Raw genomic sequence first — 19,389 nt, 5'->3', positions numbered from 1 at the left:
GTGCCGCACCGGCGCCACCGCCGCGTGCGACGAACGGAAAGGAGAAGGGCGCCGCCCCGCCACCCGGGGCACCGCGCCCGACCACCCCATGACCGAGAGCAGAACCGAGATCCTCGTCGTCGGCGCCGGACTGGGCGGTGTCGCCGCCGCCCTGGCGGCCGCCGACTCCGGCCGCAGGGTCGTCCTGACCGAGCCGACCGACTGGATCGGCGGGCAGCTCACCTCCCAGGCCGTCCCCCCGGACGAGAACCCCTGGATCGAGAAGTTCGGCGCCACCGCCTCCTACCGCCGCCTGCGCGAGGGCATCCGCGACCACTACCGCCGCGTCTACCCGCTGCGCGCCGAGGCCGCCGCCGCGCGCACCCTCAACCCGGGGGCGGGCCGCGTCAGCAAGCTCTGCCACGAGCCGCGCGTCGCCCTGGCGGTCCTGGAGGAGATGATCGCCCCGCACCGCTCGGCCGGGCGGATCACCGTCCTGGAGCGGCACCGACCGGTCGCCGCGCTCACCGACGGCGGCCGCGTGCTGGCCGTGACCCTGCGCGACGCCGAGGGCGGCGAGCACACCGTCCACGCCGACTACGTGCTGGACGCCACCGAGGACGGCGACCTGCTGCCGCTGGCCGGGATCGACCACGTCACCGGGGCCGAGGCACGCTCCGAGCACGGCGAGCCGCACGCCCCGCAGACCGCCGACCCGACCAACCTCCAGGGCATCACCTACTGCTTCGCGGTCTCGCACCACGAGGGCGAGGACCACACCATCGACCGGCCGGAGATGTACGGCTTCTGGCGGTCCTACCGCCCGGACTTCTGGCCCGGCCCGCTGCTGGGCTTCCAGGCCCCGGACCCGCGCACCCTGGAGCCCGTCGCGCGCACCTTCGCGCCCAACCCCGACACCGACCCCCTGGCGGTCGACGCCGACCAGAGCGCCGACGCGGGGGACAAGGAGCTGTGGGGGTTCCGCCGCATCCTGGCCCGCCGGCTGCACCGGCCCGGCGCCTTCGACTCCGACATCACCCTCGCCAACTGGCCGCTCAACGACTACTGGCTCACCCCGGCCCTGGAGATCGAGGGGCTGGTGGACGCCGCCACCGTCCGCCGGGCCCACGAGGAGGCCCGCCAGCTGTCCCTGTCGGTCCTGTACTGGCTCCAGACCGAGGCCCCGCGGCCGGACGGCGGCACCGGGTTCCCGGGGCTGCGGCCCCGCCCAGACGTCACCGGTGCCGAACTCGGCCTGGCCAAGGCCGCCTACGTGCGCGAGTCGCGGCGCATCCGGGCGGTCACCACCGTCACCGAGCACGACGTGTCCCTGGACATCCGCGGCCCGCACGGCATCCTGCGCCGGCACGACTCGGTGGGCGTCGGCAGCTACCGGATCGACCTGCACCCCTCCACCGGCGGCGACAACTACATCGACATCGCCAGCGTGCCCTTCGAGATCCCGCTGGGGGCGCTGCTGCCGCGGCAGGAGACCAACCTGCTGCCCGCCGCCAAGAACATCGGCACCACGCACATCACCAACGGCTGCTTCCGCCTGCACCCCGTCGAGTGGAACATCGGCGAGGCCGCCGGGCGGCTGGCCGCCTTCGCCCTGGACCACGACACCACCCCGCACGCGGTGCACGCCAAGGACGAGCTCCTGGAGCGGTTCACCGCCCTGCTGGACCGCACCGGCGTCGAGCGCCACTGGCCCGACGTCCGCGGCTACTGACCCATCCCTCCATCCCCCCGCACCCTCCCCACCCACGAAAGGGGACCACCATGAGCGACCCGGGCACACGGCCGGCACGCGACCCCGTGCGCGTCGGCATCGACGTCGGCGGCACCTTCACCGACGCGGTGGCGGTCAGCGCCACGACCTTCGAACTCCTGGGCCAGGTCAAGGTGCCCACCAGCCACGACCACGAGGACGGGGTCGCGCACGGCATCATGACCGCCCTGGAGCGCCTGCTGGCGGAGGTCGGCGTGGCCGCCGACGACGTCGGCTTCCTCGCCCACGGCACCACCCAGGCCACCAACGCCCTGCTGGAGGGCGACGTGGCGACCATCGGCATCGTCGGCGTCGGCTCCGGCCTCGACGGCCTGGCCGTCGGGCGGCTGCGCTCGCTGGGCAGGCTGCGCCTGGACTCCGGGCACCGGCTGCCCGTCCGCTACGCCGCCCTGCGCCGCCCCGACGACCCGGACGCCGCCCGGGCCGCCGTCGACGCCGTGGTGGACGCGGGCGCGGACGTGGTCGTCGCCGCCGAGCCCTTCAGCGTCGACGACGCCGAGGGGGAGCGGGCGGTCCTGGAGGCGGCGGCCGCCCGCGGGGTGCCCGCCACCGCCACCCACGAGATCACCCGGCTCTACGGCCTCACCAAGCGCGCCCGCACCGCCGCGCTCAACGCCGGGGTCATGCCGCGCATGCTCCAGACCGCCGACCTGGTCGAGAGCAGCATCCTCAAGGCCGGGATCACCGCACCGCTCATGGTCATGCGCTGCGACGGCGGAGTGATGTCCCTGGGGGAGATGCGCAACCGGCCCCTGCTCACCGTGCTGTCCGGCCCCGCGGCCGGGGTCGCGGGGGCGCTCATGGGGGAGAAGGTCAGCGAGGGCGTCTTCCTGGAGACCGGCGGCACCTCCACCGACATCAGCGTCATCCGCCGCGGCCGCGTCCAGATCAGGCACGCCGAACTGGGCGGCCGGGAGACCTACCTGTCGGCCCTGGACGTGCGCACCGTCGGCATCGGCGGCGGGTCCGTCGTCCGCCTGGGCGGCGGGGAGGGCGACGGGGCCGCGGTCCTGGCCGACGTCGGCCCGCGCAGCGCGCACATCGCCGGGCTGCCCTACGCCTGCTTCGCCGACCCCGCCGAACTCGACGGCGCCCGGCTGGTCCGCGTCGCCCCGCTGGAGTCCGACACCGCCGACCACGCCGTGCTGGACAACGGCACCCGGCGCTTCGCCCTCACCGTCACCTGCGCGGCCAATGCCCTGGGCCGGGTGCCCGAGGGCGACCACGCGCGGTCCGACCCCCGGGCCGCCCGCGCCGCCCTGGAACCGCTGGCCCGCGCCCTGGGCACCGACGTGGCCGGGGCCGCCCGGGCGGTCCTGGACAAGGCGACCGAACGCGTCGAGGCCGTGGTGGAGGCGCTGATCGGCGACTACGGCCTGGACCGGTCGGTGGCCGCCCTGGTCGGCGGCGGGGGAGGCGCCGCCACCGTCACCCCGCACCTGGGCGAGCGCATGGGCCTCACCGCCCGCATCGCCGCGCACAGCGAGGTGATCAGCCCGCTGGGCGTCGCCCTCGCCCTGGTCCGGGAGTCCGTCGAGCGCATCATCCCCGGCGCCACCCACGCCGACGTCCTGGCGGTGCGCGCCGAGGCCGAGGCGGCCGTGGTCGCCCAGGGCGCCGACCCCGACGGGGTGGAGGTCGACGTCACCGTCGACCCGCAGCGCAACCTCGTCACCGCCGTGGCCACCGGCGCCACCGAGCTGCGCACCAGGGACCGCACCGCCGCCGTCGCCCGGGAGCAGGCCCGCGCCGCGGCGGCCGACAGCCTCGGCGCCGACGCCGCCGACCTCACCGAGTACGCCGCCAACGGGCGCTACCGGGTGCTCGGCCTGGTGCGCAGGCCCCAGGGCCCGTTCGGGCGCCTGTCCCGCGAACGCCGGCACATCCGGGTCGTCGACAGCGAGGGCGTGGTGCGCCTGCACAACGGCGACGCCGAGGTGGACACCCTGGTCGCCGGGCAGGCCGAGGGCCGCCTCAAGGACCTGGTCGAGGAGCGCACCTCCTACGGCGACGGCGGGGCCGTCCCGCCCGCCGTCTGGCTGCTGCTCGGCCCCAAGATCGCGGACCTGTCGGGGGTCATGGACGCCGGGCACCTGCTGGCGCTGGCCGGGACGGAGATCGCCCGGCGCGCCCCCGACGAGGAGGTCGTCGCGATCATGGAGCGGCGCCGATGAACGGCCCCACACACCAGGACGGCCCCGGCGGCCCCGGTGGACCCGCCGGCCCCGGGGCGCCGTACGCGGAGTACGCACGCATCGGCGCCGCCGACGAGGTCGACCTCGCCGCCGGCCTGCTGTCCCTGATCCCGCTGCACGAGGACCGCGACCCGGAACGGCTGCGGGAGTGGGCCGCCCGCGCCCTCGCCTTCGGCCGCGAACTGGCCGCCTCGGCCGAACGGGCCCCGGCCGCGGACACCGCCCGGACCGAGGTCGTCGAGGAGGCCGTCGGCGGCCTGGCCCCGGGCGAGGTCCTGCTGGCCGAGTACCTGCACCGCCCCTCCGGCGACCGCATCGTCGTCTACACCGACGCCCTGCGCCACGCCCACCGGGTGGCCCGCGCCGCGGGCTGGGGACGGGACTTCCCGCCCTCCGCGGTGCGCCGGGCCGCGCTGGCCCACGAGGAGGCCCACCGGATGCTGCACGGCGCCCGCGGCCGGGCCCTGCGCGACCGGCTCGGCCACGACCTCCTGCGCCTGGGGCCCCTGCGCCTGCGCGGCCACGTCGCCGGGGCCGACGAGATCGCCGCCCACGCCTACGCCCACGCCCGCTGCGGCCTGCGCCGCAGCCCGCTCGCCCTCACCGCGGCCATCGCCGCGACCCTCGAACACCAGGGGACCGCTCCCGGCGGACCGGACCCCGGCACACCCCTCGGAGACCGCCCGTGACCGCCCTGGGAATCCTTCTCGCAATGGCGGTGGGCGTCGGCCTGATGCTGACGCGCCGCCTGCCCACCGCCTTCGCCCTCGTCCTGCTCGCCGTCGCCATCGCCCTCATCGCCGGAGCACCGCTCACCGGCGAGGAGGAGAGCGTGGTCGGCACCGTCCTCCAGGAGGGCGCGCCGCGCCTGGCCGCGACCATGGTGGCCATCCTGCTGGGCAGCTGGCTGGGCACCCTCCTGTCCGAGACCGGCATCGCCTCCACGCTCGTCCGCAAGATCGTGGAGTTCGGCGGGGAGCGCCCCTCCCTGGTGGCGGTCGGCATCTTCCTGGTCGCGATCCTGTGCGGCAGCATCACCGGCTCGGCGCCGGCGGCGATGCTCGCCGGGGTGGTGGGCATCCCGGCGATGATCGCCGTGGGGGTCACACCCACGGTCGCGGCGGGCACGGTGCTGGTCGGCATCGCCGCCGGCCTGCCCCTGGAGCTCATCAACTGGCAGTTCCTCTCCGACGCGATCGGGGTGCCGGTGGCCACCGTCCAGCACTTCCAGCTGCGCATGTTCCCGATCGCCCTGCTCGGCGGGCTGGCCTACATCCTCGTGGAGATGCGCCGCAAGGGCGTGCGGCACACCTGGGCGGTGCGGGTCGGCGGGGGCGCCGGGACGGGCTCCCGGCGCGAGCGGGCCGCCCGGCGGCGGCAGCGCCGCGGGGACGCGCCCTGGTACGCCCTGCTCACCCCGCTGGTGCCCATCGTCCTGGCCCTGGGCCTGGAGATCCCCATCGTCCCGGCGCTGCTGGCCGGTGTGGTGTTCGCCCTGGCCACCGCCGTGCCCTGGCGGGAGATGACGACCACGGCCCTGCGCACCCTCTACCGGGCGTTCGACGTGGCGGCGCCGCCCATCGTGCTGTTCATCGCCATCGGCATGCTGCTGGCCGCGGTGAACCTGCCCGGCGCGGTCGCGGCCCTGAGCCCGGTCGTGGTCGCCGTCAGCCCGGGCCACGTCGCCCTGTTCGTGCTGGTGTTCGCCCTGCTGGTGCCGCTGGCCCTGTACCGGGGGCCGATGAACATCTTCGGCCTCGGCGCCGGTGTGGCCGGGGTGCTGGTGGCCGGGGGCATCTACCCGGCCCCGGCGGTGGTGGGGCTGATGGCCTCCTACGGCCAGGTCCTGGGCGTCTCCGACCCGACCAGCACGCAGACCGTGTGGAGCTCCCAGTACGCGGGGGTGCGCCCGGAGCGCTCGATGCTGTCCACCCTGCCCTACACCTGGGCGATCGCCGTCGCGGGCCTGTGCCTGACCGCCTACCTCTACCTGCTGTGACCGCCCGCCCGGCGGCCCCGGCCCCGCCGGGGCCGCCGACGACGCGGCCCCGACGGGACCGCGCGGGCCCGCGCCCGCGCGGCCGCGCTACGCCGACCTCTGCTGCGCCTTCCACGCCAGGTGGAGTTCGCGCCGGCGGTCGTACTCCTTCTTGGCCCGCCGCCGCGGGTCGGCCTCGGGCGTCAGCGCGGCCGGACCCATGATGTGCAGGAGCGCGTAGTTGATACGGAACCCCGTCCTGTACAGCAACGAGAACGAGTCGTTCCCACTCGGCTTGTCCATGGCCGTCCACCTCACTGGTCTTCGTGATCGCGGATGCACGCCGCAGGAGAGGGCCCGGGTGGGAGATCCACCGCCCTGAAGTCCGCGGCCACCCGCCCGGCCAGCGTACCGGCCCGTTTCCGGACGCCCCGGCCACCCCACCCCGCACGGCCCGCCGCCCGGTCCGAAGACCGGGCCGGCCCGGGGAAGGCCGCCTCCCCGGCGTCCGGCGGGTCCTAGCCGTTGACCAGCAGGATCTTGCCGAAGTGCCCGCCCACCTCCAGCAGCCGGTGCGCCTCGGCGGCCTCGGACATGGGCAGGGTGCGCTCGATGACCGGCTCGACGGCCCCGCTCGCGACCAGCGGCCAGACGTGCTCCTGAACGCCGGCCACGATGGCGGCCTTCTGCTCTGCGGAACGCGAGCGCAGGGTGGTGCCGTGGACCGACAGGCGCTTGAACACCAGGTCGGCGAGGTTGAGCGGCGCCTCGATGCCGTTCTGGAGGCCGATGACGACCAGGCGCCCGTCCACGGCCAGGGAGCGGATGTTGCGCTCCAGGTAGCTTCCGCCGATGATGTCGAGGATCACGTCGTAGGGTCCGTGGTCGGCGAAGTCCTCGGTGCGGTAGTCGATGACCACATCGGCGCCCAGCTCCCGTGCGCGGGCGGCCTGCTCGGGGCCGCCGACGGTGGTGGCCACGCGGGCGCCCCGCGCCTCGGCGATCTGGATCGCCATGGTGCCGATGCCCCCGGCCCCGCCGTGCACGAGGAGGGTCTCCCCCTCGCGCAGGCGCGCGGTCATGAAGAGGTTGGACCACACGGTCGCGGTCGCCTCGGGCAGGGACGCGGCCTCGACCAGGCCCACCCCCTCGGGGACCGTGAGCAGCTGGCCCGCGGGGACGGCGACCTTCTGGGCGTAGCCGCCGCCGGTGAGCAGGGCGGCGACCTCGTCGCCCACCTCCCACCCGGTCACGCCGGAGCCGAGCGCGGCGATGCGGCCGGAGACCTCCAGGCCCGGGTAGGGAGAGGCGCCCTCGGGCACGGGGTAGAGGCCGATCCGCTGGACGGCGTCGGCCCGGTTGAGGGCGGCAGCCGCAACGTCGACGACGACCTCGCCGGGCGCGGGCACCGGGTCCTCGACGTCGGTCCACTCCAGCACCTCGGGGCCGCCGAACTCCTTGATCGTGATCGCCTTCATGGCATCTCCTTCGTGGCCGGGGCGATTGAATGTATGCACTGCTTACATTAGGTACGCGAGTGTGCAGTGTCAACATTGGATCGCGCTCCCGGCCGGTGGCCTGTGCCACGCCGTATGGCGCGGCGCCATTGAGCGGGGTCGGTCGCCGGGCTAATGTGAGCGCTGCAAACACATCATGGGGGGCGGAACGATGACGAGCGTGCTCCAAGTGATCAGTGCGGCCGACCGCTGGACGCTGAACGACGGAACGGTCCACCCCTCCGGCTACTGGGCCGAGGAGGTCGCCGTCCCGCACCGGATCTTCACCGAGGCCGGATGGGACATCACCATCGCGACCCCCGGCGGCAGGGCCCCGACCCTGGACCGCCTCAGCCTCGGCCTCGCGGGCGGGACCCCGGGCAAGCGCCGTGCGGTCGAGGCCTACCTCGAGGAGATCAAGGACGCCCTCGACCACCCGGTCGCGCTCGACTCCGTCGACGCCGACGACTTCGACCTGGTCTTCTACCCGGGCGGGCACGGGCCGATGGAGGACCTCGCCTACGACGCGACCTCCGGCGCCCTGTTGGCCGACCGGCTGGCCTCGGGCCGCCCCCTCGCCCTGCTGTGCCACGCCCCGGCGGCGATCCTCGCCGCGACCGGCCCCGACGGCGCCTCGCCGTTCGCGGGCCGCCGGATGACCGGGCTGTCCAACCGGGAGGAACTGCTCAACCGGTTCGCCAGGAAGGCGCCCTGGCTCCTGGAGGACCGCCTCAAGGAGGCGGGCGTGGAGTACTCCAAGGGGCTGATTCCGCTGCGCCCGCACATCGTGGTCGACGGCGGCCTCTACACCGGGCAGAACCCGCAGTCCTCGGAGAAGCTCGCCGAGCGGCTGGTCGCCGACATCACCGCCGCGTCCTCCGGGGCCGGGCGCTGACCCGGGCGCGTCAGCGGCCGGCCCGTGCCGGCGCGGTCCGCGGGGCGGACAGCCAGGCCCGGTAGCGGCGCAGCGCCCGGCGCTGCCCGATCTGCTCGCGGAGCAGGGCGTACGCCGGGAGGGTGCCGGGCCGGGTGGACCTGCCGCGGGCGATGCGCCGCAGCTGGTGGCGGACCTGCGCCATGCTCGCGGCCGAGGCCAGCGCCTTGTTCGACCAGGTGACCGGCCGCATCGGCCGGTCGGCCTCGCGCCCGTCGCGCCAGCGGGCGGGCAGGTCCGGGGTGACGGCCAGTGCGGTGCCCATGCCGACGACCGCGACGCCGCTCGCCAGCACCGCCTCGGCGGTGGCGCGCCGGGTGACGCCGCCGGTGAGCATCAGCGGCAGCGGGCTGGTCTCCACCAGTTCCCGGGCCAGGTCCAGGAAGTAGGCCTCGCGGGCCCGGGTGCGCTCGTCGGCGGAGCGGCCGGTCATCGCCGGGCTCTCGTAGCTGCCGCCGGACAGCTCCACCAGGTCGGTGCCGAGGGGTTCGAGCATCGCGATCACCCGTCGCGCGTCGTCCACGTCGAACCCGCCGCGCTGGAAGTCGGCGGAGTTGAGCTTCACCGCCACCGCGAAGGACGGCGAGACGGCGGCGCGGACCGCGCGCACCACGTCCAGCAGCATCCGCGCCCGGTTCTCCAGCGACCCGCCCCAGGCGTCGGTGCGCTGGTTGACCAGCGGGGACAGGAACTGCGACAGCAGGTAGCCGTGCGCGGCGTGGATCTCGACCCCGTCGAACCCGGCCTGCTCGGCGCGGGCCGCCGTGACCGCGAACCTTTCCACGGTGGCTCGGATCTGCTCGGGGGTCATGGCGGTGGGGCGGCCGAAGTTCCTGCTGAGGCGGCCCAGGTCGACGCCCACCGCCGACGGGCCCCACACGACGCCGGGCATGTCGGCCTGCACCTGGCGGCCGGGGTGGTTGATCTGCATCCACACCGCGGCGCCGCCGGACTTGGCGGCCCGCGCCCATTCGGTGAAGGGCCCCAGTGGCGCCGCCTCGTCGAGGACCACGCCGGCGGGTCCGGTCAGGGCCTCGGCGTGGACCATGACGTTGCCGGTGATGAGCAGGCTGGTGCCGCCCGCCGACCAGCGCCGGTACAGCGACACCAGCCGCCCGTCGGGCAGCTGGCCCTCTCCCGCCATGTTCTCCTCCATGGCCGCCTTGGCGATCCGGTTGGGCAGAACCGCCCCGGAGCGCAGGCGCAGGGGGGAGTACAATCCGCCGGTCATCACAGTCCTCTTTCCTCGGGTGCGCATATGATGTGTGCAATGCTCACATTAGGGGGAGGATGTGGGCACTGTAAACATGAGGGAGCGTGATCCGTGTCGCAAGCGAACAGCAAGTACCACCACGGCGACCTGCGGGCCGCCTGTCTGCGCGCGGCCCGGGAACTGCTCGAGGAGGACGGCGGAGCCGCGCTGTCCCTGCGGGCGGTGGCCCGGCGGGCCGGGGTGTCGGCCACGGCCCCCTACCGCCACTTCGCCGACCGCGACGCGCTCGTCTCCGCGGTCGCAGCCCAGGGGTACCGCGAACTCGCCGAGTACCTCGCCGGAGCCCACCCCGCGCCCCGGACCCCGGACGACCTGGCCGAGATCGCCATCGCCTACGTCCGCTTCGCGCTGGAGCGCCCGGCCCTGTTCCGCGCGATGTTCGCCGAGCCCTGCGATCCCGACAGCGAGGAACGGGTCGCCGCGACCGCCGCGATCTGGGAGTACGTCCACGGCATCGTCCACGGGGTCTTCCCCGGGGCCGACCCCGAGGCGCTCTCCGTCGGGGTGTGGTCGTTCGTCCACGGCCTGGCGTTCCTCCACCTGGACGGCAAACTCGACGCCGACGACCCCGGGGCGGTCGCCGACCGGGTCCGGGAGGCCGTCCGGGCGCTGCTCACGGCCTCCGCCGCGATGCGGGGGGCGACGGCGTGACGGAGGGCGGCGCTGGCCTTTGAAAGCCGGCGCCGCCCTCCGTCGGCGGGAACCGCCGCGCCTCAGCGCATGCCCAGGCGCCTCATCGCCTTCAGCGCGACCGTCAGGCCCTGGGCCCAGGTCCGGTAGGAGAACCCCGGCGGGCGGGGTGAACCCCAGCAGGCGCTGGTGCGCGACCGTCTGCGGCTCGGTGTACTTGAGGATGCCCTCGGCGCCGTGGCGGCGGCCCAGCCCCGAGTCGCCCATGCCTCCCATCGGCGCGTCGATGCTGCCCCAGGCGGCCGCGAAGGCCTCGTTGACGTTGACCGTCCCGGCGTGCAGCCGGGCGGCCACCGCCCGCCCCCGGGCCCCGCTGCCGCTCCACACGCTGGCGTTGAGCCCGTAGGGGGTGGCGTTGGCCCGGGCCACCGCCTCGTCGACGTCGTGGTACCGGTAGACCGACACGACCGGCCCGAAGGTCTCCTGGGCGTACAGTGCCATCTCCGGGGTGACGCCGGCGAGGACGGTCGGCTCGTGGAACAGCGGCCCCAGGTCCGGCCGCGCCCGGCCGCCCGCCAGCACGGTCGCCCCCTTGGCGACGGCGTCCGCCACGTGCGCGGTGACCGTCTCCAGCTGGGCCGGGGTGGTGAGGCTGCCGACGTCGTAGCCGTAGTCGTACCCGGCCCCCACCCGCAGCGCCCTGGTCCGGGCGGCGAACTCGGCGACGAACGCGTCGTAGAGGGCGTCGGCCACGTACATGCGCTCGATCGAGACGCACAGCTGACCGGCCGAGGGGAACGCCGCCGCGATCGCCCCGTCCACGGCGCGGCCGAGGTCGGCGTCGTCCAGCACGACCATGGCGTTCTTGCCGCCCAGCTCCAGGGAGGCGCCGATCAGGCGCTCCCCGGCGTCGCGGGCGATCCGGCGCCCGCTCGCGGTGGACCCGGTGAACATCACGTAGTCGGCGTTGTCCATGAGCACCCCGCCGATGGAGCTCCCGCGGCCGACCACCATCTGCCACACGCCGGCGGGCAGACCCGCCTCGTGCATCAGGTCCAGGGCCCACAGCGCGGTCAGGGCGGTCTGGGTGTCGGGCTTCTGGACGACGGCGTTGCCCGCCATCAGGGCGGGGATCGCGTCGCCCGCGGCCATGCTCAGCGGGTAGTTCCACGGTGAGATGACGGTGACGACGCCCTTGGGGTGGCGCAGCTCGGTGGTGCGGGTCAGCAGAGGCATCGCGCCGCGGCGCCGCTTGGGAGCCAACAGCCCCGCCGCGCTGTGCGCGTAGTACCGGGCGGTCAGCGCGATGTCGGTGACCTCCAGGCAGGCGTCCCGGCGGGTCTTGCCGTTCTCGGCCTGCATCAGGTCCAGCGCCTCGTCGCGGCGCTCGATGACCAGGTCGTGGAAGCGCAGCATGATCCGCCTGCGCTCGCGCGGCGTGGTCGCGGCCCATGCCTCCTGGGCGATGCGGGCCCGCGCGAACGCCGCCTCGACGTCCGCGGGCGCGGAGACCGGCAGGTCCGCCAGCGGGCCGCCGGTGTAGGGGGCGGTGGTGGTCACCCGGTCGGCGTCCGGGGCGGCCGCGACGCGGGCGGTCAGCCGCCGGAGCAGGGCCGGGGTCAGCGTCGGCGGCAGCCCGGGCCCGTCGGCGGTCGGCGGTACCGGGGTGAGGGGAACGGTGGTCACGGCGGTGCTCCGGTGCCCCCGGCTGGTCGGCGGAGCGAGCGGTGCGGCCGGGGCCGTCTCGGGACCGGGCGTTCCCGGCCCGGCCACCGGGGTGGTGTCGGTCATCGCCGTCCCCTCCCGTCTCCGCGCCGGCGGTCCGGAACCGAGACCGGCACCGGCATGTGCAGCGCGGCCTGGCCCTCGGTGGTGACGTCGAGCCGGAGCGTCCGGATCGGGTCGAGCGAGCGCAGGTCGTCGGACATGCGGCCGCGGCCCGCCTTGAGGACGAGTCCGCGCGGCGAGCGGGTGCCGCCCGCCGAGAGCACGTTGGTCTGGTTCAGGGTGGCGTGCCAGGCGCCGCCGATCGTCGTGTAGGAGGTGAGCGTCGAGACCCGCTCACCGGACGGGTACGCGGTCTGGGCGGGCGTGGGCGCCGACAGCGTCAGGTCGTCCCCGCCGGCGTCGTCGAGGACCCGGGCGGTGGTCCGGTCGGCGTCGATGTCGACGTCGAGGCCGGTGACCCACTTGGGGAAGCCGTAGCCGTCGTGCCCGCGGACCCGGGCGATGTCGCTGCTGACCGGCAGGGACAGGACGTAGGCGTGGAGGTCGTCGTTCTTGAGGCCCCAGGCGAGGTCGACGAACCCGAGGCGGCCGTGCCGGGCGGGCCGGACCGGGATCGCGACGGCGGCCTCGGTGTAGAAGTCGATGTCGCACACGTCGTAGCGGAAGAACACGACCGAGGCCAGGCCGAGGCCGGGTGCGACCTCCAGCGGGTCCAGCTCCGCGGGCAGGCGGGAGCGGAGCGCGCGGGACCGGGCGAGCATCGTGACCCGGGCCGTGGAGATCCGGTAGTAGAAGTTCGGCGTGAGCGTCGGGCCGATGGGCGACTCGACCCTGGTCTTGGGCAGCCGGCGGAAGAAGTCGACGCCGCTGACACGCGGATCGCGGGCGACCTCCTCCAGGTCGGTGTCCATCCGGTAGCGGTCGTACAGGCCGCCCCTGGGAACGGCGACCGTGCGGCCGCCGAGGTCGACCTCGACCGTGTCCTGCGGGTTCGGTGACATCGGGCATCTCCTCGAACAGCTGATGTGTGCGGTGCTCACATGAGCGTAGGCGCCTGATGTATGCACTGTCAACAATGACTGCGGTCACACACGACGAGGCCCCGTCCCGGTACCGGGACGGGGCCTCGTCGCAGGTCGCAGGAGTGCGCGGGCGCGAGTGAGCGCGCCGTCATTCCGTGACGGGGTCCGTTGCGGGCACCCCGGCGTCCCTGGCGTCCCCGGCGGGCTCCGCGGCCTCCACGAGGGCGGCGAAGACCACGACGTTGTCCGTGTAGTGGCCGGTGGCGGCGTCGAAGTCACCGCCGCACGTGATGAGCCGCAGCTCGGGGCGTTCGGTGTCCCCGTAGACCTCCTCCGTCGGGAAGTCGTCCTTGGCGTGGCGCTCCACCGCGTAGACGGCGAAGTCCACCACGGTGCCGTCGGCGCGTTCGACCGAGACGGTGTCCTGCTCCCGCAGCCCGTCCAGCCGGTGGAAGACGGCCGGCCCGGTGGGGGAGTCCAGGTGGCCCGCCAGCACGGCGGGGCCCTCCTGGCCGGGCGCGGCGCCCCGCGAGTACCATCCGACGGCGTCCCACTCCTCCGGGGCCTCGAGGCGGCGGTCGTGGCTCAGGCCGAGTTCCACCATGTGCGAGGTGCGCAGGCCGATCGCCGGAGCGGTCAGGGACATCGGAGCCGACCTCCCCAATGCTGTGGGGGCCTCGGCCTGCGCCGAGGCGCCCGCCCGGACCGGGGCCTCGGGGGCCGGCGCGCCCACTGCGAAGGACGGCGGGGGAGGGGCGAAGGTCTGGCCCAGCCCCACCGTCAGGAGCGCGACACCGATCCCCGCGTACGCCGCCGTGACCGCCGCGGCGCTGGAATCGCCGCGGCGGTCGGGCCGCGTGTGGCGGCCCATCAGCCTTCGTGCCCCGGCCTGCGGGCCACGACGATCCCGCCCACCGCGGCCGCGACGAGGACGCCGCCCGCGGTGATCAGCCAGAAGTCGGAGCCGCCGTCGGCGGTCCCCCCGGCCCCGGTGTCGACACCGCCGACCGGGGTCTCCTCGTCCCCGCTCGGCTCCTCCTCGGTCGTGTCGTCGGGCTCCTCCGAGGCGTCATCGGCGGTCTCGTCCGTGGTGTCGTCGGAGGTCTCCTCTGTGCCGTCGTTCTCGGTGTCGTCGGACTCCCCGCCCATGTCGTCGCCCTCCTCACAACCGATGCCGTCCTCGTCGGCGTCGAAGTTGTGCGGGTCCCCCGGGCTGACCTCGAAGTTGCGCTCGGTGACGTCCGGGCAGTCCACATCCGGCCCCGTCGGCGGGACCGGGTCCTCCGCGAAGGCCGGCGCGGCGGTGCCCAGGGCGAGTGCGGTGCCGAAGACCAGGGTCGCGGCAGCGGCCGTGGCGGTACGCGTCATGTCCATGTGTTCCCCTTGTGCTCCTGAGGGGCCCGGCGTCGTGCGCCTCGTGCGCACCGGCCCCCGATTCAGCTTTCGAATCCGACATAAAGCAACAATCCGGGGGAAACTGCTTTTGCCCGTGGTGCTGAAAGGCCAAACTTTGTCGACATTCCCGGGGGCTTCATTTCCGGTGATCACGCCCCTTGAATGGGCGATGGGGGACCGGACGCCGATTTTCACGGTTCGGCCGTTCACCGTGAAAGAAGGGGATGTTCGGGCAGGTGCAAAAGACCGGTGCCGGGGAAGCACGACACCGGAGCGGTCCACCGCCCGGCGGTGCGAAGCGGTGGGCGAAACGAGCCGGGCGCCTCTCGCCCGCTGTAGCGTCGCCGTCCTCACCCTCACCATCCGGAGGTGCCGCGCGGGCAGAGCGGGTCCGTGCAGGCGCGGGGCGCCCAAGGTCGGTGTCGATGAGCTCCACCCGCCCGGCGACGATGCGGCGGGGCCGCAGAGCGACTTTCGGTGCGGCCGAGTCCAGGGCGGGTGTTTCCTCTGTCCCTTTTCCGGCCTGTCCCACCCATCCTTCACGACCGTCTGTGGTCGGCGCGGTGCCCTCGGGAACGGCGGCGGGTACGGCTCTCTCGGGCCGGGCCACGTGTCCGGAGCCCGACGAGCACACCACTCTGGAGGGCCCTTGCAGAACCGGATCGCGCCACCGCCGCAGCAGTCCCCGAGAGGGAGGGGCTGAGGCCGTGTTCATCAGCGCACGCTCCTTCGAGGAGTACCGGGCGATGTTCGCCCTCACCGAGCACGACCTGTCCCTGCGGATCCTGGACTGTCCGGGCGGCGCGGCCGGCTTCGTGGCGGAGGCCGGGGCCCGCGGCACGGACGCCGTGGCCGTGGACCCCCAGTACGGGGCCGACCGCGGTCGACTGGGCGAACTGGCGCTGCGGGAGATCGAGCACAGGCACACCGAACTGGTCGACGGCGACGCCGACTTCGTGTGGACCTGGTTCGAGGGCCCCGAGCAGTACACGCGGATGCGCTCGGAGGCGGCGCGCGCGTTCGCCCGCGACATCGCGGCCAGGCCGGACCGCTACGTCGAGGGCTCCCTTCCCCACCTGCCCTTCCCCGACCGCTCCTTCGACCTGGTGCTCAGTTCCCACCTGCTGTTCTCCTACGGGGAGCAGATGGACGAGGACTTCCACCGCGAGGCCCTGCTGGAGCTGGTACGGGTATCCCGGTGGCAGGTGCGCCTGTACCCGCTGTTCCTGCACACGCGCTTCCGGCGCTACCCGGCGCTGGAGGAGATGCGGGAGGCCCTGGCCGGGTACGGGATCGCCTCGCGGGTGGAGCCGGTGGACTACGCTTGCGACCCCGGAGACCAGGAGATGCTGGTCCTGGAGTGCGCCGACCGCGGGGCTCTGCCCGCCCGGGAGCCGGATCCCGACGCGGCCCGGCGCCATCACGACCCGGTGCGGTGGCGCCACCTGGACGCCGCCTCGGAGCGAACGGCCTCGTCCGAGGCATAGACGTCTCGGCGCGCGGCCAGGACGCACAGACGACCGGAGGACCACCGCCGAACCCTGTGGTGGCTTCCCGGGCCCCACCCCCGGATCCCGACGCGGTATGGCGGGGAGTCCGGGCATGCCGCGCACAGCCGGTGCGGTGCGAAAAGGGAGCGGACGGTCGCACGGGAGCAGTTCCAAGCGGAATGCCCGCCCCCGGCTTCGGTGCGCGCAACCACCGCCGGTTGTCGAGAGAACAGAGGTGACGCCAGCCTTCGAGGCCGAGCCCGTCCGTGCCCTGGCGTACCTCCCAAGGAAGGACCGGGTCCCGCTGTTCGAGAATGATGAAGCCCTCACCCGTACCCGTGAAGAACATGCGCTCCTCCGGCGTCGCGTTCTGATCCGTAGCGGGCACCGAGAGAAAAGGCGTAACTCTTGGGTCAACGCCGGGTCCTCGCACCGGTCAGCCCTGCGTGAGCGCTGACCGAAAGCGGCCACCGTGAGCTGACAAGGGATGTCATCACAGGTCAACGATGCTTCCGGTGGAACGTTGCGCAGGTGGGCCTGTGGGCTGTCAGCGTGCCTGACAGACACTGTCCGCCGAACGGGTCTTTCCGGTCAGCGGCCGGTGAGCCGACCGCCCGCTCACTGTTCGCGCTCCGTCGGCCCGCTGCCCGTCGCGCGTCAGCCACCCCGTTTTTCGTGGTCCTCGTCCTGATCACCCGAGACCACGGGAGACGAACCATGACCACCGGACCGCTGGCCACCGTGGAGCACGAGTTCCTGCGCCTGGATCTCGACCTGGCCGAACTCATCGACCAGATCGCCGCGTACACCACCGTGCGCCCCACCACCGCGCTGCAACTGCGGAACCTGCTGCTGTCGGGCACCATCGCCCGCCAGGTCCGCGACCGCCTCTGGCGCCGCCTGGTCGCCCGCGCCCAGGAACACGAGGAGTGGATGGTGGCCGCCCTCGGCATGGCCATGCCCGCTCTGAAGGTCTGCGCCCGCCGCCTGTGCCGCGGCCTGGACCCCCACCACGCCCAGGACGTCCAGGAGGAGATGCTCCTGGCCTTCGTCGTCGCAGTACGCGCCGCCGACACCACCTGGAACCGCCTGCCCTGGACGCTGTGCTGCCGCGCCCGCCGCGCCGGGATCCGCGCCCGCAAGGACGCCTTCGCCCAGCACCCCGCCACTCCCCGGCCCGAACCGCGAGCCACCCCCGCGGGCAACCCCGACCAGGTCCTGGCCCGCGCGGTCCGCGCGGGCGTCCTCACCGCCGACGAGGCCGAGGTCATCAACCGCACCCGCCTGGAGCACCTCCCGCTGACCCACCTGGCCGCCGAACGCCGAGCCAGCTACTGGAGCCTGGTCAAACGCCGCGCCCGCGCCGAGAAACGCCTCACCGAGGCGATCCGCTCCGGCCGCCTGTCCACCGAATCCCTGCTGCTGGTCGCCTGAGGTGCATCACCCGGAGAAGGCGGGAGACGCACAGCCGCCCGCCTTCTCACATCCCCCTTCTTCCTTACTCCACGTTCGTCCACAAGGGGGCGAGATGGCGAACCGACGACGGAGCACACCACCACACCGGAAATGGGTCCGGCCCACGGCCGTGACCGTGGCCCTGCTCCTGGGCCCGGCCCTGCTGCTGGGAGATCTGGCCACTGCCTGGGCCGATGGGGCCGGCGCCTACGCCGGGCACCTGCGCGACGTGGTGCGCCGCCTGACCCGCCTGGGCCAAGCCCTCGCCCTGTCCGTGGCGGTGCTCTTCACCGTGGTCGCCGGACTGCGCTGGACCGCCGCCGGAGGCGACCCCGGCGAGATAGACCGCGCCAAGCGCGCCCTATCCGGAGCCGGGATCGGCTACCTCATCGCCCTGTGCGGCGAGGCCCTGCTCATGGCCCTGGAATACGTCACGGAGTACGAGTACTGATGCGCACTCTGCGCGAGCCCGCACCCGATGGCATCGCCACCGACCAGCCACAGGAACACGCCGAGGTCTTCGACTGCGGCGCACTGGAGGTGTCCTGCCACATCACCCGGTGGTTCCACGACCTGGTGCTGGACGTCCTCGATCCGCTTCTGCTCTGGCTCGCCGGCCACCTGTTCACCACCCCCGGACCCACCGCGGGGATCACCCAGGTGTGGCAGACCATGGCCACCACCGCCAACATCCTCTACTCCCTGCTGGTCCTGGCCGCCGGGTTCGTGGTGATGGCCCACCACGGGCTACAGGCCCAGACCGGGGTCCGCCAGGTGCTGCCGCGGCTGGTGGTGGGGTGGGTCGCGGGCAACGCCTCGCTGAGCGTGGTGGGGCTGGCCGCCGGAGCCTCCACCGACATCGCCCGGGCCGTCACCGAGGACGGCGCGGCCGTGAAGAAGGCCGTCTACGGGCTCGATGGCACGGTCTTCCCCATGCTGGCCGAGGAGACCACGGCGGTGGTCCTGTTCCTGCTGGTCTTCGTCGTGCTGCTGGTGCTGTGGGTGCTGGTGGAGATCGTCCGCATCCTCATCGTCGTTCTGCTCATGGTCGGCGGCCCGCTGATGCTCGCCTTCCACGCCTTGCCGCAGACCAACGCGCTCGCGCAGATGTGGTGGCGTGCCCTGGGCGCGGTGTGCCTGGTGCCGATCGCGCAGGCGATCGCCTTCACCGCCCTGTCCGAGATCTTCTTCGGCGCGGACTCCCAGGCCCTGTTCGGAATGGGGGACATCGTCGCGGGCGAGGCGAACCTTTTCGACCTCTTCCTGCTCCTGGGCCTGGTCTACGTGCAGATCCGCATCCCCTTCTGGGCCTATCGGGCGGTGGGGTCGCCCGCCGGCCGTACCCCTGGAGCGGGGGTGGCCAAGTCCCTGGTTCGCACCGCCGTCGTGGGCGCGGTCGCTCTGGCCGCCGGTGGGGGAGCGGCTTCCCTGGGCACTGCGCTGCGCAGCAGCGGCGGCCCGACCGGACGGGCCCTGCGAGCGGTCCGCCACCTGCACCACCACCGGACGACCGAACTACCTCAACGGGTGCGCACCTGGCGCTTCAGCACTCTGGACCGGACGACGGACCGGTTCCACCACACGGTCTTCCCTGACCGTCGCAGCCAGGGCGAGCGCCCCGGGACGGTGCCCGCGCCGGGCATGCCGCACCTCAGGGCCGTCCCGGTCACAGGACGGCTTCGCCCGCCCCGGGCACACGCACCCCGCAGCGCCCCGGGTTCTCCGAACGCGCCGGGCGAGCCCCGCCATGAGCCCCGTCGTTGGATCGCCCGCGACCACCGGCCACCGCAGCACCGCGAACCACTTCGAACACGGGACGCCTTCGGATGGGACCGTATCCCGCCCCGAAACGGAGGGCTCAGGCCGGAACCATCGGAAACGGACCGGCCCGAACGGCGTCCCTGGAGGCCGACGCGGCCCGTCACGGGAATGCGGCCGCCACTGCCCCCGCACTCGGCCCCGGTCGCCCTGCGGCCGCGCCGCCGCTGGTGGCCCCGGCCCGGACGCCACCGCTTCTGACCG

General features: G+C 74.0%; 16 protein-coding genes and 1 pseudogene. 10 read left to right on the top strand and 7 right to left on the bottom strand.

The features are described 5' to 3' along the window. The first annotated feature begins 88 nt into the window (after positions 1–88). Genes KGD84_RS19420 through KGD84_RS19405 form a run of 4 tightly spaced genes read left to right on the top strand, consistent with a single transcriptional unit; the run spans position 89 to position 5,965 of the window. A complete protein-coding gene (locus tag KGD84_RS19420) occupies positions 89–1,711 on the top strand; it encodes an FAD-dependent oxidoreductase (RefSeq protein WP_220561837.1) in 1,623 nt (540 codons plus the stop codon). Between the two features lie 50 nt (positions 1,712–1,761). After that, entirely contained in the window at positions 1,762–3,945 is a 2,184-nt protein-coding gene (locus tag KGD84_RS19415) for a hydantoinase/oxoprolinase family protein (RefSeq protein ID WP_255646665.1), read from the top strand. Beyond that, positions 3,942–4,655, top strand: a complete 714-nt coding sequence (locus KGD84_RS19410; RefSeq protein WP_220561836.1) for a hypothetical protein — start codon at positions 3,942–3,944, stop codon at positions 4,653–4,655. The genes KGD84_RS19415 and KGD84_RS19410 overlap by 4 nt, the downstream gene beginning before the upstream one ends. Positions 4,656–4,678: 23 nt before the next feature. After that, a complete protein-coding gene (locus tag KGD84_RS19405) occupies positions 4,679–5,965 on the top strand; it encodes a transporter (protein ID WP_255646664.1) in 1,287 nt (428 codons plus the stop codon). 87 nt (positions 5,966–6,052) lie between these two features. On the opposite strand, the gene KGD84_RS19400 is transcribed toward KGD84_RS19405, so the two are convergent. Together KGD84_RS19400 and KGD84_RS19395 are read right to left on the bottom strand one after the other, a co-directional pair. Then, positions 6,053–6,247, bottom strand: coding sequence for a hypothetical protein (locus tag KGD84_RS19400; RefSeq protein WP_220561834.1), 195 nt, complete (start codon positions 6,245–6,247; stop codon positions 6,053–6,055). A 215-nt stretch (positions 6,248–6,462) separates the two neighbouring features. Further along, the gene (locus tag KGD84_RS19395) at positions 6,463–7,422 is read right to left on the bottom strand and encodes an NAD(P)H-quinone oxidoreductase (protein WP_220561833.1); all 960 of its coding nucleotides are present in this window, start codon (positions 7,420–7,422) and stop codon (positions 6,463–6,465) included. Positions 7,423–7,612: 190 nt separating this feature from the next. Between KGD84_RS19395 and KGD84_RS19390 the strand changes: the two genes are divergently transcribed. After that, positions 7,613–8,335, top strand: a complete 723-nt coding sequence (locus tag KGD84_RS19390) for a type 1 glutamine amidotransferase domain-containing protein (protein ID WP_220561832.1) — start codon at positions 7,613–7,615, stop codon at positions 8,333–8,335. A gap of 10 nt (positions 8,336–8,345) precedes the next feature. On the opposite strand, the gene KGD84_RS19385 is transcribed toward KGD84_RS19390, so the two are convergent. Next, complete coding sequence (locus KGD84_RS19385) at positions 8,346–9,605, bottom strand: NADH:flavin oxidoreductase/NADH oxidase family protein (protein WP_220561831.1); 1,260 nt, start codon at positions 9,603–9,605, stop codon at positions 8,346–8,348. Positions 9,606–9,698: 93 nt separating this feature from the next. Between KGD84_RS19385 and KGD84_RS19380 the strand changes: the two genes are divergently transcribed. Further along, on the top strand, positions 9,699–10,298 hold the full coding sequence (locus KGD84_RS19380; protein WP_220561830.1) for a TetR/AcrR family transcriptional regulator: 600 nt from the start codon (positions 9,699–9,701) through the stop codon (positions 10,296–10,298). Between the two features lie 192 nt (positions 10,299–10,490). Here the strand turns inward: KGD84_RS19380 and KGD84_RS19375 are convergent. The 4 genes and pseudogenes from KGD84_RS19375 to KGD84_RS19360 all read right to left on the bottom strand — a co-directional run. Then, a pseudogene (locus tag KGD84_RS19375) lies at positions 10,491–12,068 on the bottom strand (succinic semialdehyde dehydrogenase); the annotation flags it as partial. Next, the gene (locus tag KGD84_RS19370) at positions 12,065–13,006 is read right to left on the bottom strand and encodes an acetoacetate decarboxylase family protein (RefSeq protein WP_220561829.1); all 942 of its coding nucleotides are present in this window, start codon (positions 13,004–13,006) and stop codon (positions 12,065–12,067) included. The gene KGD84_RS19370 and the pseudogene KGD84_RS19375, both read right to left, overlap by 4 nt. Before the next feature lie 169 nt (positions 13,007–13,175). Continuing rightward, positions 13,176–13,898, bottom strand: coding sequence for a class F sortase (locus KGD84_RS19365; protein ID WP_220561828.1), 723 nt, complete (start codon positions 13,896–13,898; stop codon positions 13,176–13,178). Beyond that, complete coding sequence (locus tag KGD84_RS19360; RefSeq protein WP_220561827.1) at positions 13,898–14,401, bottom strand: hypothetical protein; 504 nt, start codon at positions 14,399–14,401, stop codon at positions 13,898–13,900. Before KGD84_RS19360 ends, KGD84_RS19365 begins: the two co-directional genes overlap by 1 nt. A gap of 728 nt (positions 14,402–15,129) precedes the next feature. Between KGD84_RS19360 and KGD84_RS19355 the strand changes: the two genes are divergently transcribed. From KGD84_RS19355 to KGD84_RS19340, 4 genes are all read left to right on the top strand, one after another. Continuing rightward, positions 15,130–15,909: a methyltransferase domain-containing protein gene (locus KGD84_RS19355; RefSeq protein ID WP_220561826.1), complete on the top strand. Its 780-nt coding sequence runs from the start codon at positions 15,130–15,132 to the stop codon at positions 15,907–15,909. A 720-nt stretch (positions 15,910–16,629) separates the two neighbouring features. After that, positions 16,630–17,346 (top strand): hypothetical protein, encoded by a 717-nt coding sequence (locus KGD84_RS19350; protein WP_220561825.1) that lies wholly within the window; start codon positions 16,630–16,632, stop codon positions 17,344–17,346. A gap of 94 nt (positions 17,347–17,440) precedes the next feature. Continuing rightward, positions 17,441–17,818, top strand: a complete 378-nt coding sequence (locus KGD84_RS19345; RefSeq protein WP_220561824.1) for a pilin — start codon at positions 17,441–17,443, stop codon at positions 17,816–17,818. Continuing rightward, positions 17,818–19,386, top strand: coding sequence for a hypothetical protein (locus KGD84_RS19340; protein ID WP_220561823.1), 1,569 nt, complete (start codon positions 17,818–17,820; stop codon positions 19,384–19,386). Before KGD84_RS19345 ends, KGD84_RS19340 begins: the two co-directional genes overlap by 1 nt. Positions 19,387–19,389 lie beyond the last annotated feature (3 nt).

This window comes from Nocardiopsis changdeensis, from assembly GCF_018316655.1.
GTDB lineage: Bacteria > Actinomycetota > Actinomycetes > Streptosporangiales > Streptosporangiaceae > Nocardiopsis > Nocardiopsis changdeensis.
This window is presented reverse-complemented; position numbering and strand designations above follow the sequence as displayed.